General features: G+C 55.8%; 13 protein-coding genes and 1 tRNA gene. 1 reads left to right on the forward strand and 13 read right to left on the reverse strand.

The features are described 5' to 3' along the window. Positions 1-106 precede the first annotated feature (106 nt). The 12 genes from J2S70_RS01150 to J2S70_RS01205 form a co-directional block, all read right to left on the reverse strand. Positions 107-1,957 (reverse strand): phosphoenolpyruvate carboxykinase (GTP), encoded by a 1,851-nt coding sequence (locus J2S70_RS01150; protein ID WP_307681918.1) that lies wholly within the window; start codon positions 1,955-1,957, stop codon positions 107-109. A gap of 501 nt (positions 1,958-2,458) precedes the next feature. Continuing rightward, positions 2,459-2,599 (reverse strand): hypothetical protein, encoded by a 141-nt coding sequence (locus J2S70_RS01155; RefSeq protein ID WP_307681919.1) that lies wholly within the window; start codon positions 2,597-2,599, stop codon positions 2,459-2,461. Between the two features lie 50 nt (positions 2,600-2,649). Further along, positions 2,650-4,140 carry an ABC transporter ATP-binding protein gene (locus J2S70_RS01160; protein ID WP_307681920.1) on the reverse strand — a complete coding sequence of 497 codons (1,491 nt, stop codon included), beginning with the start codon at positions 4,138-4,140 and terminating at the stop codon, positions 2,650-2,652. Next, positions 4,137-4,955: an ABC transporter permease gene (locus J2S70_RS01165; protein WP_307681921.1), complete on the reverse strand. Its 819-nt coding sequence runs from the start codon at positions 4,953-4,955 to the stop codon at positions 4,137-4,139. Before J2S70_RS01165 ends, J2S70_RS01160 begins: the two co-directional genes overlap by 4 nt. An 8-nt stretch (positions 4,956-4,963) precedes the next feature. Beyond that, entirely contained in the window at positions 4,964-6,019 is a 1,056-nt protein-coding gene (locus J2S70_RS01170; protein WP_307681922.1) for an ABC transporter permease, read from the reverse strand. 14 nt (positions 6,020-6,033) lie between these two features. Next, positions 6,034-7,710, reverse strand: coding sequence for an ABC transporter substrate-binding protein (locus J2S70_RS01175; RefSeq protein ID WP_307681923.1), 1,677 nt, complete (start codon positions 7,708-7,710; stop codon positions 6,034-6,036). 333 nt (positions 7,711-8,043) lie between these two features. After that, positions 8,044-8,119: transfer RNA gene (locus J2S70_RS01180), tRNA-Ala, on the reverse strand. Between the two features lie 121 nt (positions 8,120-8,240). Continuing rightward, positions 8,241-8,888 carry a histidine phosphatase family protein gene (locus tag J2S70_RS01185; protein WP_307681924.1) on the reverse strand — a complete coding sequence of 216 codons (648 nt, stop codon included), beginning with the start codon at positions 8,886-8,888 and terminating at the stop codon, positions 8,241-8,243. Continuing rightward, positions 8,885-9,322, reverse strand: coding sequence for a ribosome silencing factor (gene rsfS, locus J2S70_RS01190; protein ID WP_307681925.1), 438 nt, complete (start codon positions 9,320-9,322; stop codon positions 8,885-8,887). Before rsfS ends, J2S70_RS01185 begins: the two co-directional genes overlap by 4 nt. Before the next feature lie 13 nt (positions 9,323-9,335). Then, positions 9,336-10,199, reverse strand: coding sequence for a hypothetical protein (locus J2S70_RS01195; RefSeq protein ID WP_307681926.1), 864 nt, complete (start codon positions 10,197-10,199; stop codon positions 9,336-9,338). Further along, on the reverse strand, positions 10,196-10,876 hold the full coding sequence (gene nadD / locus J2S70_RS01200; protein WP_307681927.1) for a nicotinate-nucleotide adenylyltransferase: 681 nt from the start codon (positions 10,874-10,876) through the stop codon (positions 10,196-10,198). Before nadD ends, J2S70_RS01195 begins: the two co-directional genes overlap by 4 nt. Further along, a complete protein-coding gene (locus tag J2S70_RS01205) occupies positions 10,863-12,125 on the reverse strand; it encodes a glutamate-5-semialdehyde dehydrogenase (RefSeq protein WP_307681928.1) in 1,263 nt (420 codons plus the stop codon). Before J2S70_RS01205 ends, nadD begins: the two co-directional genes overlap by 14 nt. 155 nt (positions 12,126-12,280) lie before the next feature. Between J2S70_RS01205 and trxA the strand changes: the two genes are divergently transcribed. Then, positions 12,281-12,658, forward strand: coding sequence for a thioredoxin (gene trxA / locus J2S70_RS01210; protein WP_307681929.1), 378 nt, complete (start codon positions 12,281-12,283; stop codon positions 12,656-12,658). A gap of 83 nt (positions 12,659-12,741) precedes the next feature. On the opposite strand, the gene J2S70_RS01215 is transcribed toward trxA, so the two are convergent. Further along, the gene (locus J2S70_RS01215; protein ID WP_307681930.1) at positions 12,742-13,674 is read right to left on the reverse strand and encodes an LLM class oxidoreductase; all 933 of its coding nucleotides are present in this window, start codon (positions 13,672-13,674) and stop codon (positions 12,742-12,744) included. Positions 13,675-13,769: the final 95 nt, after the last annotated feature.

A 13,769-nucleotide genomic window follows, 5' to 3' on the forward strand; every position in this document is an offset into this window, starting at 1 on the left:
GCACATGTAAGTGGCTGGATAGAAAACCTCGAAATCCGCACTGATAAAAAAGCTGCTCGCCCGGGGGCTGACTTCCGGGCGAGCAGCGTGTGCATCGGTGAGCTGACTACTGCGAGTCAAACCTTTCGAGAACCGATCGGTGGGCTGCCCAAATCTCTTCGGGTAGTCCATCGAACTGTTCTAGATGTTCGGCGCGGCGTTCCATCTCAGCACGCCACTTCGGCTCATCGATATATAGCAGCTGATCGAGGTCATCTTTGGAGATGTCCAGACCGGCAAGATTGAGTTCTTCGGGTAGCGGAATAGTGCCAACGGGAGTTTCGCGCCCTTCAACGCGGCCCTCCTTGAGATCCATGAGCCACAGTAAGGCTCGGAGGTTCTCGCGGTAACCAGGCCAGATGAACCGGCCGTCGTCGTCGCGCTGGAACCAGTTCACGTGCGCAAAGATTGGCTGCTCTTTTGCGGTGCCAACGATACGCAGCCAATGCTCGGCGTATGCACCTTCCGGATAAGCCATGAATGGGCGCATGGACATGGGGTCGTAGCGGAGCACGCCTTCCTTGCCTTCTGCGGCGAAGGTGGCTTCAACACCGAGCGTGAGCCCGTCGTAGACCCCCTCCGGCAGCGAGCTCATTGCGCGGATCAGTGGCTCACGATCGCTCGTACGGCCGCCGAAGATTATGCCATCGATCGGTACACCAGCCGGGTCTTCAAAATCCTCAGCAACGTTGGGGACGTTCGCGAGCGTTGTGGTGAAACGTGAATTCGGGTGTGCCCACGCGTCTTCCTTGGCCTTCGAGCGCTGGCGTTCTTCTGGCCGGTCGGAAATGAGTTCACCTTTCCAGTCGTACCAGCCCGTGACGTCTGCGGGTGGTTCCGGCGTGCGGCCTTCCCACCAGACTTCCTGGGTATCTGGGTTGTAGGCAACGTTGGTGAAGAGCGTCTTGGTTCCAGGGGCGATCGATTCGACGGCGGTCGGATTCGTTTTTTCGTTCGTGTCCTTCGCGACGCCGAATGCGCCATATTCGGGATTCATGCCGTAGAGTCGGCCATCCTCGGGGTTGACCCACATCCACGCGATGTCATCGCCGTAGAAATCGACTTGGTAGCGATCGCCGAGCGCTTCCGGTGGGAGCATCATGGCAAGGTTGGTCTTGCCGGACGCCGAGGGGAAACCACCTGCGATGTGCCAGCGCTTGCCCGTTTCCTTGTCGGTGATGCCGATGAGCATGAACTGCTCGGCTAGGAACTCCTTCGAGGCCCACCCGTCATAGCATGCCTGGCGCAAGCCGTGAGCGATCTTGCCCAAGAGGGCGTTACCGCCGTAGGAGGATCCGAAGTGGAGGATAGTGCGGCGGTCGGCGACGGTGGCAAAGAGCCTCTGATCGTTTTCGGTGCCCTGACCGAGGTTTTCAAGATCGCCAGTCACGTGGACTGCGCGAACAAAGTGATCCGGTTCGTCCAAGTTCTCCACGTACTTGACGCCAACACGGGCCATCCTGATCATGTGGTGAACAACCGTACGCGAATCCGTGAGTTCAACACCGACCGCATACTTCTCGAGTGGAGAGCCGACCGGTGCCATCAGGTAAGGAACCACGTACATCGTCCTACCCTTTGACGCGCCCGTCATGCGCTCGGTTTGGATTTCTACCGTTTCTTGCGCATCGCGCCAGTTGTTATAGACGCCTTTTTCTGCCGGATTGGATGTAGCAACGACAGTACGTTCTTCGGAACGAGCCGTGTCCTTCCGATACGAGCGCGAGTAGTACAAACCACCTTTAACCGGCAGGATCTCGCCCTCATCGAGAGATTCCTGAAGAAGGCGATCATCGTCTTCCGCGTTAATTACTTCGACCCGATCGGGCTGGGTAACCTCAGCCCACTCCTTCACATACTCACGCACGTGTGGGTTGTTCAAACCCGCTTCATCCAAAATTTTATCAATATTAGTCATTGATCCTTCTTCCACCTTCGAGATATTATGGCTCGCCGAAGATTTTCTTTTGCCTCGCCTAACTTTAACCCATTTTCGATCATACACAAAGTTTTTGAACACTCACGCACGACGAGGACGATGGCAAGAAGAACTAACACGCGGAGTCGTAAACGCCAACCAGAAAATTACTACATTATGGTCGTGGAATATTTGCGGTCAATCTGGGTACACACCACGTACCTATCCAAAAGTGCGCTATCAGTACTCGGCCGAAACTGGGCGCCACTGGTGACATTGATTGCGACTGGCCTGGCCGCACGCCACGTCATCATCTGGCTAGCGATTCGGATCTGCGAATTTTCTCCGCAAATCACCGCGTTCCCAGCTTCGTACGCTGGGTGGCCTACTCATTCCGGTTCTATCGGTTTATGCTTCCAACGGTTTCCTTAAAGCCGACTCTTATGCGTTTGTTAGAGGCGCCTGGGCCGAAGAAGCTTCTTCACGGCTTCTCACAATTGACTACAGCGGCATCGAAACCCCAAACAGCCCAAATGCCCCAACGATTGCGAGCAGTACCGCAATAAGAACGACATCACGAAAGATGAGGTCCCCTTTCAGGGACTTCTTCAAAATTTCGCTCCGCCGGGCCATCTGACTCAAACCGGAATTCTATCGGTAAATTGGCCGTTTACGATCGCCCAGAGCACCTGCTAAACCACCCGGCCATCTTCTAAACGCAACACGCGGTGGGCAAGGCGGGCGGTATCGTCGGTGTTGTGCGAAATGAAGAGCATTCCAAGTTCGCGGTGATGCTGGATCTCGGCCAGAACGTCCAGCACTTGCGAACGCGTAGCCGGGTCCAATGCCGATACCGCTTCGTCGGCCACTAGAACCTGCGGCTTAGCGGCCAGAGCCCGAGCAATCGCCACGCGTTGCCGCTGCCCACCAGAAAGGAATATCGGCCTGCGCCCGGCCACAACCGTTTCTAAACCAACTTCCGCCAAAGCCCACCCTATCTCCTCGCGGTACGGAGCTGGCCGGTAAGTGCGCCCTTGTGAAAGCGCATCAGCCAAGATCTCTCCCACGGTTCGCCGTGGATCGAAGCTAGAAAGTGCGTCTTGCGGAACGGCAACGATTTTTCCGCGCAGATGGCGCCGATGGCGTTCTTGCAGCGGAGCCCATTCCTGCCCGGCAAGGCGAATCGTGCCCTCGTCGGGCTCCAGGACTCCCAAAACTAGCCGGCCGAGCGTCGTCTTGCCCGAACCTGACGTGCCAACAATTCCTAAGCATTCCCCCGCACGTAACTCGAAGCTCACTTTATTGACGGCGTGGATGTGCTCGCCATCTGCTACCGAAAACACTTTCATCAGGTCACGTGCTTCTAATAAACGCTCTCGCCTCAACGGCAGCGGCGTCGAACGAGCGGAGCGTTCGGTCAATTCGCCATGCGAGTGCTCGTGCCGCCACTGTTCCACCGCAAGCGGCGGCCCGAGCTCACCAGCACGAAGCTCTTGAACGCGATCCGCTATCTGACCAACAGCCTCCATGTCATGAGAGATAAAGATAACGGCCGCGCCCGCGCGTGCCTGGTCACGCAAAAGATCCAGAATCTGATCCCGGGTGTTTGGGTCCAACGACGCCGTGGGCTCATCAGCGATGATCACGTGCGGCTCGCGAGCAATCGCCGTCGCAATTAAGGCACGTTGGCGCTGCCCACCCGAAAGCTCGCCCGCTCGGCGTCCCAAAAACTTATCGGGTTCGGCTAAACCGGCACGTTCAAGCAGTTCGCAGGCACGTTCGTAGCGCCTCGAACGCGACTGGAGCGGGCCAATGGCCTCATCGAGTTCTTTTCCAATCGTTCGCAACGGGTCCAAACCCACAAGCGCATCTTGTAACACCAAGCCTGCCACGTCGCCACGGACTTTTCGCCACTCCCGCTCGCCTTTGCCACAGAGGTCCACGAACCGATCGGCGCCGCGGTATTCAAGCCGTTCACACCTGACACGACTTCCCCGCCCGGCCAACCCGAGTAGTGAACGGGAAAGAACTGACTTACCTGATCCGGACGGGCCAATGATTGCGAGCACCTCACCGGCAAAAGCGCTGAACGAAACTTTTCGCAGCACGTGATGAGTTCCGAAAGATACGTCTAATTCACGTACGGCGAGCGCGGGCTTCGGCAGGCGATCTTTCAGCGTCATTGCGCACCTCGGTTTCGAGCGCGGTTGCGTAAGCGCCGCCCCACAACTGTTGCGCTAAGCGCCACTAACACGATTGCAGTTCCCGGGAAAACCGTCAGCCACCAACCACCAGTGATCAAGTGGGTACGCCCAGCGGCGAGCATTGCGCCCCATTCTGGCGACGGCGGAGGCGCACCCAGCCCTAGGAACGCTAACGCGGACGCCCACACGACTGCCTGGCCTAAACCGAGCGTGGCGAGCGCGAACAGCGAAGCCGCCGTATTCGGTAGGATTGTACGCGTAAACCGGTGCCACGAGTTCCGCCCCATCACGAGATCAGCCTCCACATACATCGAGCCGAGCACGGAGCGCATAACACCACGAATCACTCGCGCATATCCCGGCGCGGTAGATAGTCCCACGGACACGATGGCTGGCCCAACACCCGGCCCCACAAGCGACATGATGAGAAGTGCTAAAAGAATGCCGGGAAACGAGAAACCGACTTCGATAACACGGGAAGCAATCCAGTCGAGTCGGCGGCCGCCTAATGCGGCCAGACCGCCGAGCAGCAAGCCAACGCCAAGGCCAATCAAGGTAGCGCTTGCCCCGATAAGCAAAGAATCGCGAGTGCCCCAAACGATGCGCGTGTAAACATCGCGTCCGGATTCATCCGTGCCCAGCCAATGTTCCGCAGAAGGAGCAGACATGCCGGTCAGCGGATCGATGGCGAGCGGATCACCCGGCGCGAGTAAAGCGGGACTTATCGCTGCAATGACGAAGAAGGCGATAACGAGCAACGAAATGAAAAGCACTGGATCCAGACGGTGTTTCATCTGCGCGATCATGATGCATCACCCGCGCTCGAACGGGCGGTGGTCCGCGGGCGTGGATCCAACATGGTTTCACCCAGATTAGTCAGGAGTGTCATCGTCACGTACACCACTGCCACTGTGATCAGCGCGCCGGAGACGAGCGGCACATCACGGGCTAATACCGCGTTAAGTAGCGTGCGCCCGAGGCCTTGACGAGCAAATATGGTCTCTACGACAACAGCTCCGGAGATCAAGTTGCCAAACTGCCACGCCGAAATCGCCACCGCGGGCAGAGCCGCGTGGCGAAGAACGTGCCGGAAGAACAGTTGGGTGCGGGAAATGCCGCGCGCTCGGGCAGCCGTGACGAACGGCTGTTCCAACGTGTCTAACATGCGTTCGCGCATGGTTTGCCCGAGGTATCCAGCGGCCGGGATCGCCAATGTGATCGCGGGGACGATGAGCCCCTTCCACCCGGGAACGGAAACGGCTACTGGCAGTCCAAACCCGACGGCCAATATTGCAATTAGCACGATCGCCAACCAAAACTGTGGAAGGATCGATGTCACCGCCTCAACACTCGAAGCGAGATTCCAAACCCGTCGCCCGCCTGCAACACTCACCCATGCGTTCAACAGCGCTAACACCCATCCAAGTAGCAAGGCGAAAACGGCCAACTCTAGCGTGGCTGGGAACTGTTCGGCCACGATGTGGGTAACCGGCCGACGCAAAGAATAAGAAGTGCCCAGATCCCCGGTGAGTATCTGGCCGAGGTAGCGCACGTACTGTTGCCACAGGGGCAAATCAAACCCGTAGTTGCGGATAGCCTGAGCCACTGCTTCTTCACTTGCATTTGAACCAGGACCGCCCAACACCGCTTCGAGCGGATCTCCGGGGATCGCTCTGACCGCGATGAACGTCACGGTGATAACAGCCCAGATCACCAGTAGCGCGCTTCCCAGTTTTTCGAGGATGCGCGCACCAAAGCTTGGCTTATGTTTTGCGGGTAGCTCTAACTTTCGCCTCGATTTCCAAGCCGCGGGCCCGCCGTCCATTGTGTTCTGCCTGCGCGGTTGAATTTCCTGCATGGACCCTCGTGGACCTAATCAGCCCATCGGGCTTCAACGAAACTTGGCACTCCCAACTGCGGTTGCAAGCGGAACCCTTCAATTTCATTGGTGTATGCCATTTGAACCATCTGCCCGTACAGCGGGATAACGACAGCGTTTTCCAAGATCATGTTTTGCGCTTGCTCATACAGGGGGCCGCGTTCGTCGTCGCTGGACAGCCGGGAAGCTTCGTCAAGAATCGCATCAAGTTCTGGATCTTCGACCCCGGTTTGATTTGCATGATATCCCGATGGCGCTGGAACGTTCGCGGAAGAGTGGTAGACGGTGCGAAGCACGTCCGGAGATGTCTTTGAATAGGGCGCGATAATTGCGTCAAATTCCCAGTCGCCAGAACGGGAATACCACGATGACAGATCCAGCTGTTCAATCTTGACGTCAAAACCGACTTCTGCTGCAGTTTGCGCTATCTGCTCCACGAGCGAGACTTCAGCAGGGATCGACTGGTTTGTTGAGATTGGGAACCGGACTTCCAAGCGCTGGCCGTCCTTGACTCGTACGCCGTCCTCGTCACGCTCCGTCCAACCGGCTTCATCCAAGAGAGCATGAGCTCTGGCGGGATCGTATGTGAATAAATCCGGGCGTTGCACCCCGAATTTTACCGAGTCGGAGAGGATCGAATAGTGGCGCTCATACATTCCGTGGAAGAGCGTTTCGATCGCCGGGTCAAGGTTCATCGATGCAATAAACGCTTCGCGCACAGCCTTATCAGAAAACACGGGGCCGCGAGTGTTGAGCTCTATCCTCGCGGTGGTTCCCGGCCGTTCAAACATCGCGATTGAATAGTCCGCCGAGTTGCTGTAGTTCGCCAGCGCCTCGGGTTGCACCGAGTCCACGACGTGGGCTTGCCCGGATTCCAGTGCGGCAAGTCGCGTTGCAGATTCGGGGATGAACGTCCAGTGAATACGTTCGATGTGCGGCCCGGAATCGTCAACGACGTCGGCTGGCGCAGAGTTGTAGTCGTCATTGCGCACTAGAGTTATTTTCTGGTTTTGCTCCCACGTCTCCACCTTGTACGGACCCGTACCGAACGGCTGTTGACAGTTCTCATCCATTCCACGCTCGATTCCGGCCGGAGACATGATTCCAGTCCAGGTTTGCGCCAGTGACTCGATAAGCGCTCCGTCAGGTTCGGAAAGATTGAAACGAACTGTGTGGTCATCTAACACTTCCACGTTTTCAACCTTGCTCATCGCTAAAATTCCAGTCGACGACGCCGTGTCCGGATTCTTCAAATGTTCGATGTTGGCTTTGACGGCAGCGGCGTCAAACGGGGTGCCATCGTGAAACACCACATCTTCTTTAAGAGTAATAGTCCAACTCAGCTTGTCTTCGGCTTCCTCATAGCCTGTGGCAAGCCAGTTCACGATGTCGCCATCGGAATCCTTAGAAAAGAGGGACTCAACGACTTGGTTGCCGAGCAGGGCCTGTGGGAAGTTTCCACCCACGTGTGGGTCAAGGCACGTTGGTTCGGCGTCGCCCGTAGCATAAACCAAGGTCATCGAGTCGGCTCCATCGCCGTTCTCGGACCCGCCCGATGCGGTATCAGAGCAACCCGCCAATCCGGCTCCACTGAGAGCCAAGCATGCCAGTAAAGCTTTAGCACCACGCGAGCGATAGGGCCGGGGGCGGGTAAATTCCTTTTTCTTCACGATTTTGTCCTTCAGAGTGCGCCTTCGTATTAAGCATTATTCATGATTCAGGCATTGTCTTGTTAAGTGCTTAACTGGCGTGTTTTTCACTGACGTTCGTGAGCTTCGCGCCGGCGCTCTTGGCCTTATCCACCTTCCCCAACACGCGAATAGGCTCGGCTACCTCGTTGGTAACGGCGAAGTGAAGGAGCGCCCGATTCGCCGCAGTACCGACGTATACGGAGATCGTAAAGAACCTCCGGCGCCGATGAGCTTAGGGAGTGAAGTAGGGAGTAACCCCTAAAACAGTGATGGCCAGCATCTCGTTTTCGTTGAGATACCGGCCATTTATCTTGGTGGAGCTAAGGGGATTCGAACCCCTGACCTCTTCCATGCCATGGAAGCGCGCTACCAACTGCGCCATAGCCCCGTTGGACTTGAATCATCTTACTCACAACTTTGGCGGCTCGCCAATTTGCCGAGGTTTACCGGGGGTGAGGCCGCTCACTCAGACGGGTCTATTTCACGCGAAGCTACGAAAACTCCAAGTCCTAGTACACGATACTTGGAGGCACGACCGTACGACGATTATAAGATCTCAATCTCCACGGCGGATTCGCCCCTGGCCTTGGCTCGACAATCGCCCACCTGCAATTATCCATTCCCTGCAAGCCGACCCATTCGGAGGGATTTAGGCCAAGTAGAGAAATGATGCCATTCGAAATTGAACCGCCATGCGCCACGAAGACTATCGTCTCATCCACCTCTGTTTTTTCCGCGTCACCAACAGCTTCTAGCACGGCTTCAACGACGCGCTCACCGGTAGCTTTGCGGGTTTCCACCTCTACTCCTGTGGGTTCACCACCGCTGCGCCAAACTTGCCACTGCTCAGCATGGGAAGCCTTAATCTCGTCAGAGGTCATTCCCTCCCACAGCCCATAAGCTCGTTCTCGCAGCCGTTCATCTATTTTGATCTCCAGGCCGGTCTCATCCGATAAAAACTGTGCGGTTTGCACGGCGCGCCCCAAATGCGAAGAGTAAATACGTGTTGGTTTCATGCGCGCAAGCTCTTTCGCAGCTGCCCGCGCTTCCCCAAGCCCGGTATCATTCAAAGGGATATCTGCTGATCCCTGAATTCTTCTCAGCCGATTCTGTTCGGTTTGGCCATGCCGCCAAAAAACTAGCCGAAGAATGCTCACGGCTCCTCCTCATCATCAAAAACCGGCTCAAAATAGTCAGTCAACGCAGACCTCTCCGGTTCTTCAACTGTCACATCCTCCGGTAGTTCGATGAGCGGCTGATCTGCCCACAGCTTTTCTAATGCGTAGAATTCTCGATCCTCATCTTGCTGGACATGCACCATTAAGTCGCCATAGTCGACTATGACCCAGCGCGCTTCACCTTCGAGCCCCTCACGACGTAATCGAGTCCGGCCCGCTTTGAAAAGTGCTTGTTCGACGTCGTCAACAAGCGAGCGCACCTGCCTTTCAGACGAACCGGAGATAACTAGGAAGACGTCTGTGAGGACAAGCCTTTCCGAGACGTCGATCGCAGTGATGGAGGTTGCCTTACCGTCAGATGCGGCACGCGCCGCAATGAGAGCGAGTTCTATCGATTCCGGTGAAGCTGTCATGGCGTCCTTTCAATCACAACAGCATGGTGGTCTCGGAGGCCTGAGGCGGCTCGGAATCCGAGAGATAGTTCTTGGTAATCCACGAGCCGGCAAGGTATCCCACCAGCAGGCCCAGCACAATCACCAGTACCGGTACAAGCCATTGCCGCTTCGGCGATTCAACCTCGATGTCCTCGTAATCATCCAAAGTTTCATCTTCGGTATTTTCGCTGGCAGCCGTAGACGGCGCAGTGTCAGCAAAAGGTTCGGCATCGCCTGGCTCTGCATCGCTTGGTTCGGCGCTGACTGGTTCTGCGATCTCAACTTCGTTCGTGGCTCCAGCAGCACCGGACTGTCCGCCCGAGCCCTGACCATCCTTGCGCGTCATTGCAAGGAAACGTTCCCGTAACGGCGAATCCTCATCGATTTCCTGATCGTCAGCTGATTCAATCTGAGCGTGTTCGCGCGAGGCTACGACGGCGTGATCACCGCTTTGAATCTGAGCTCCATCGGTATATTCTTCAAAGCGTTCAAATACTGATTTGCGCTGTTGTGATTCGGGCGAACTCTCATCACCATCCGCGCTTTCGTTAGCCTTTGAAGTACTCAGATCTGAAGGCTCTTCTTGTGTAACATCGGTCTCGCTTTGCTGATCGGTTTGCTCAACTGCATCTTGCACCTCAGCTGCTGGCGTTATTTCGTCGCTAGACTCTTGAGCGGTTTCACTTACGTTATTTTCAAGCTTTTCCCGCTCAGCTGCCTCACGCAATTCTTTGCGCGAGGGCCGGCGCAACCGTAATTCAGCAGTCTCCGTAAGCGTTACCTCATCCGCGGGTAACGCTTCCAACTTGCCCAACTCCCGAAGTTCTCGGCGTGATAGCCGGGGAGTTTCACTCATTCTTCCTCCTTGCCCTCGCCGTCGGCGCTGGGGCCTACCGGCGCTAGCGAGGTCCTATCGACATCTTTAGATACATATAGATGATACTTGTTTATATACTGCACTACCCCATCGGGCACCAAATACCATACAGGTACGCCATTGGCGGCTCGCTGGCGAATGCCCGTTGACGAAATCGCCATGGCCGGAATTTCCACCAGTGACACAGCGCCTTCGGGTAGTCCAGAAATATCAAGATCGTGCCCCGGGCGGTTTACTCCCACAAAATGTGCAAGCTCCCAAAGATCTTCCTGGTCCTTCCATGTGAGGATCTGGGGTAGCACGTCGGCCCCCGTGATAAAAAATAGATCCGCATCCGGATAAATCTTTCGCAAATCCCTCAAAGTGTCAATCGTATAAGTGGTTCCGCCCCGTTCTATGTCTACTCGCGATACGGTAAATCTCGTGTTGGATGCCGTAGCAATCACCGTCATGAGATATCTATGCTCAGCGAGCGTCACGCGCCGGTCTTTCTTAAAGGGCTGCTCCCCCGTGGGCACGAAGATTACCTCGTCAAGGTCAAAGTAGTACTGCACTTCAGATGCCGCTACCAGATGCCCGTGGTGGATCGGATCAAATGTTCCACCCATTATCCCGATGCGGCGGCGTGCGGTTCCTTCGCCTCTAGTTTCTGACATGTCCATCACCTTCAACAATCCACATCGTCGTAGTTAGTTCTGCCAGAGCCATAGGGCCACGCGCGTGTAGTTTCTGCGTGGAAATGCCAATCTCAGCACCTAGGCCAAATTGCCCTCCGTCGGTAAAGCGAGTTGAGGCATTAACCATGACCACAGCGGAATCTACGGCATCGGTAAACGTATTCACAGCCGAAATGTCCTGTGAAACAATCGCTTCGGTGTGCCCCGAGGAATACTTTGCAATGTGAAAAATCGCTTCATCAATTGAGTCCACTACTTTCACCGCTAAGTCAAGCGAAAGGTACTCGGTTTGCCAATCTTGTTCGGCGGCAACTTTAGCCTCTGGAATGACCTTTCGAACCGCGTCGTCGCCGCGTAGCCGAACCCCTGCCTCAGCAAACGAAGCACCTAAACGCGCGAGCAGCTTCGGAGCAACTTCGCTGTGAATGAGGAGTGTTTCAGCGGCGTTGCATACTCCTGGGCGATGAGTTTTGGCGTTTACTGCGATGTCGTGGGCCTTGTCGAGGTCGGCACCCCTATCGATATAGACATGGCAGTTACCAATACCCGTTTCGATTGTCGGCACCGTGGCCTGCTCGATGACTGTCTGGATGAGCCCGGCCCCACCGCGCGGAATGACTAGATCTACGTAACCTCGAGCGCGCATGAGTGCAACCGCTCCCTCGCGCCCGTGCTCGTCGACCGTCGAGACCAGTCCCGCCGGAAAACCTGCTTTTTCCACGCCGGCTCGAATTGTGTTCACGAGTACTCGGTTCGATTCAATTGCCGAGGAACCACCGCGTAAGATAACCGCGTTACCAGACTTAAGTGCAAGAACTGCCGCATCAACGGTCACATTGGGCCGCGCTTCGTAAATCATGCCGATCACGCCCATAGGTACGCGCTTCTTGGTCAGCCGCAAACCATTGGGCAACGTCCGGCCTGCCAAAATCTCGCCGACGGGATCTGGCAAAGAAGCTACATCACGCACGCTTTCAGCAATATCTTCCAAACGCGCGTGAGTTAGCTGAAGGCGGTCCAAAAGTGCCGCACTCATACCGCTGTCACGCTCGCGAGCCATATCAGCTTGATTTGCGGCCAGAATGTCATCGGTGTTCGCCACCAGCTCATTTGCAATCGAATGGAGCAGAGCGTCCTTTTTCGCCGTGCTCGCCAAACGTAGCGAACGCGCAGATTTCTTAGCTTTAACTGCCAACTTTTCGACGTCGCGCACAGCCTCATTTTTCACAGCTACGGCCACTCCTTCTCAGCGTTTTACCCGCCGTCACGGATAGAATTCTAACTGGCACCTAGCCTACGGGAATACAATGCGGAAACATGCGTTGATTTCGCTAGGTAACTACACGGGTGTGAAAACTTCATACCCAGCGAAAGGAAAATTCTATGGCAACCATCGAAGTCACCGCAGAAAACTTTAACGATACCGTCAAGGAAGGCACTGTGCTCCTTGATTTTTGGGCCGAATGGTGCGGGCCCTGCAAAACCTTTGGACCAACCTTCGAAGCAGCATCGGAAGAGCACACCGACATCACATTCGGAAAGGTTGATACGGAAGCTCAAGGCGAGCTAGCACAGGCTTTCCAAATCATGTCGATCCCTACACTTATGGTCTTCCGTGACGGCATCCGAATCTACGAAGGTGCTGGCGCCTTGCCCCCAGCCGCGCTCGAAGACCTCATCAACCAGGCAAAGGCTATTGACATGGACGAGGTCCGCGCCAAGATTGCCGAAGCAGAGGCCCAAGCAGACGACGAGGCCTAAGCGCAAACTCTTCCCAAGCGGAGCACCAGTCGGGTTCTTACGCCCTGTGCCGATTGGTGCTCCGTTCGCCTTTCAGAGCCTCGCTATGGCTGGTCTAACTTTGCCCGCGCTTGGAGCAAAGGAATAACGCCTTTCAAAGCTGAAGCAAGATCCGTTGGTAGCGAGGCCGGCAGAAGAATGATTCCATCCGCCGCGCCGAGCCCAACCCAAGATTCAATCGCGTCGGCAACCGTATAGACCGTTCCGAGCACGGATGCAATGCCTGCAAAAGGCTCGCATCCGTTCATCCGCTCGATGAGGTAGAAGCGCTCCTCGGCCGCTTGTACCGAAGCAGATATCGCGATACCCATTTCCGCAAATACGCGAATGTCTTTGCCAAATCTCTTACCCGCCGCACGGATTTTGAATCGCGCTTCACGAGCAGCGTGCGGGTCAGCAACACGTAACCGGACGGCGTCGGCAACCGATACGATAAATTCTGCGCGTTGGTCGGAAATCGAAGGGTTGTTGATGATCAGGCACAGGCGCACTCCAGACGCGCGCGCATTAACTGCGGCTTGTTCAATCGCCTGAAAATCGGAGTCAGTGGATACGGAAATTGTGATGCCGCCCCAGCCCTGCTCCTGTGCCGCGAGAAGATCAACGGCTGCATTGATCTCCTCGGCCTGCCCCTCCACCCCGGCAAATATGCCAGCCTGAGATACTTCAGCCAAGCGAGAAGCGGTATAGACCGCACCGAACTTAGGCTCGTGCCGAAAATCCGAACCAGCCTGAAACTGCGAACCGAAAGTGACGAAGTCGAATCCGCCTTGTTGTGCTGCACGCACCGAGGCCGCCAGCCGCGGATAGTTCAATTGGTCAAAAGGCGATTCGTCGAATCCAGGCGGAGTAAAGGCGCCCAGCAGAGTTAAATCGACGCCCAACCATGTGGTCGAGGGATAATTTGGCGCAAAAGTAGTATCTAAGTGTTGCGTATTTTTCGGAGCCATGTGTGAGGACGGCAGTTCAATGGTCATGTGGTTTTCCAATTGTTATATCACCGGTGATGAAATGCCGGCTACTGTCGATTAGTTTTTTACACGGAATGGTTAATACATTCGCCAATGGAGCC

This window comes from Trueperella bonasi (assembly GCF_030811535.1).
In the GTDB taxonomy this organism is placed as follows: Bacteria; Actinomycetota; Actinomycetes; order Actinomycetales; family Actinomycetaceae; genus Trueperella; species Trueperella bonasi.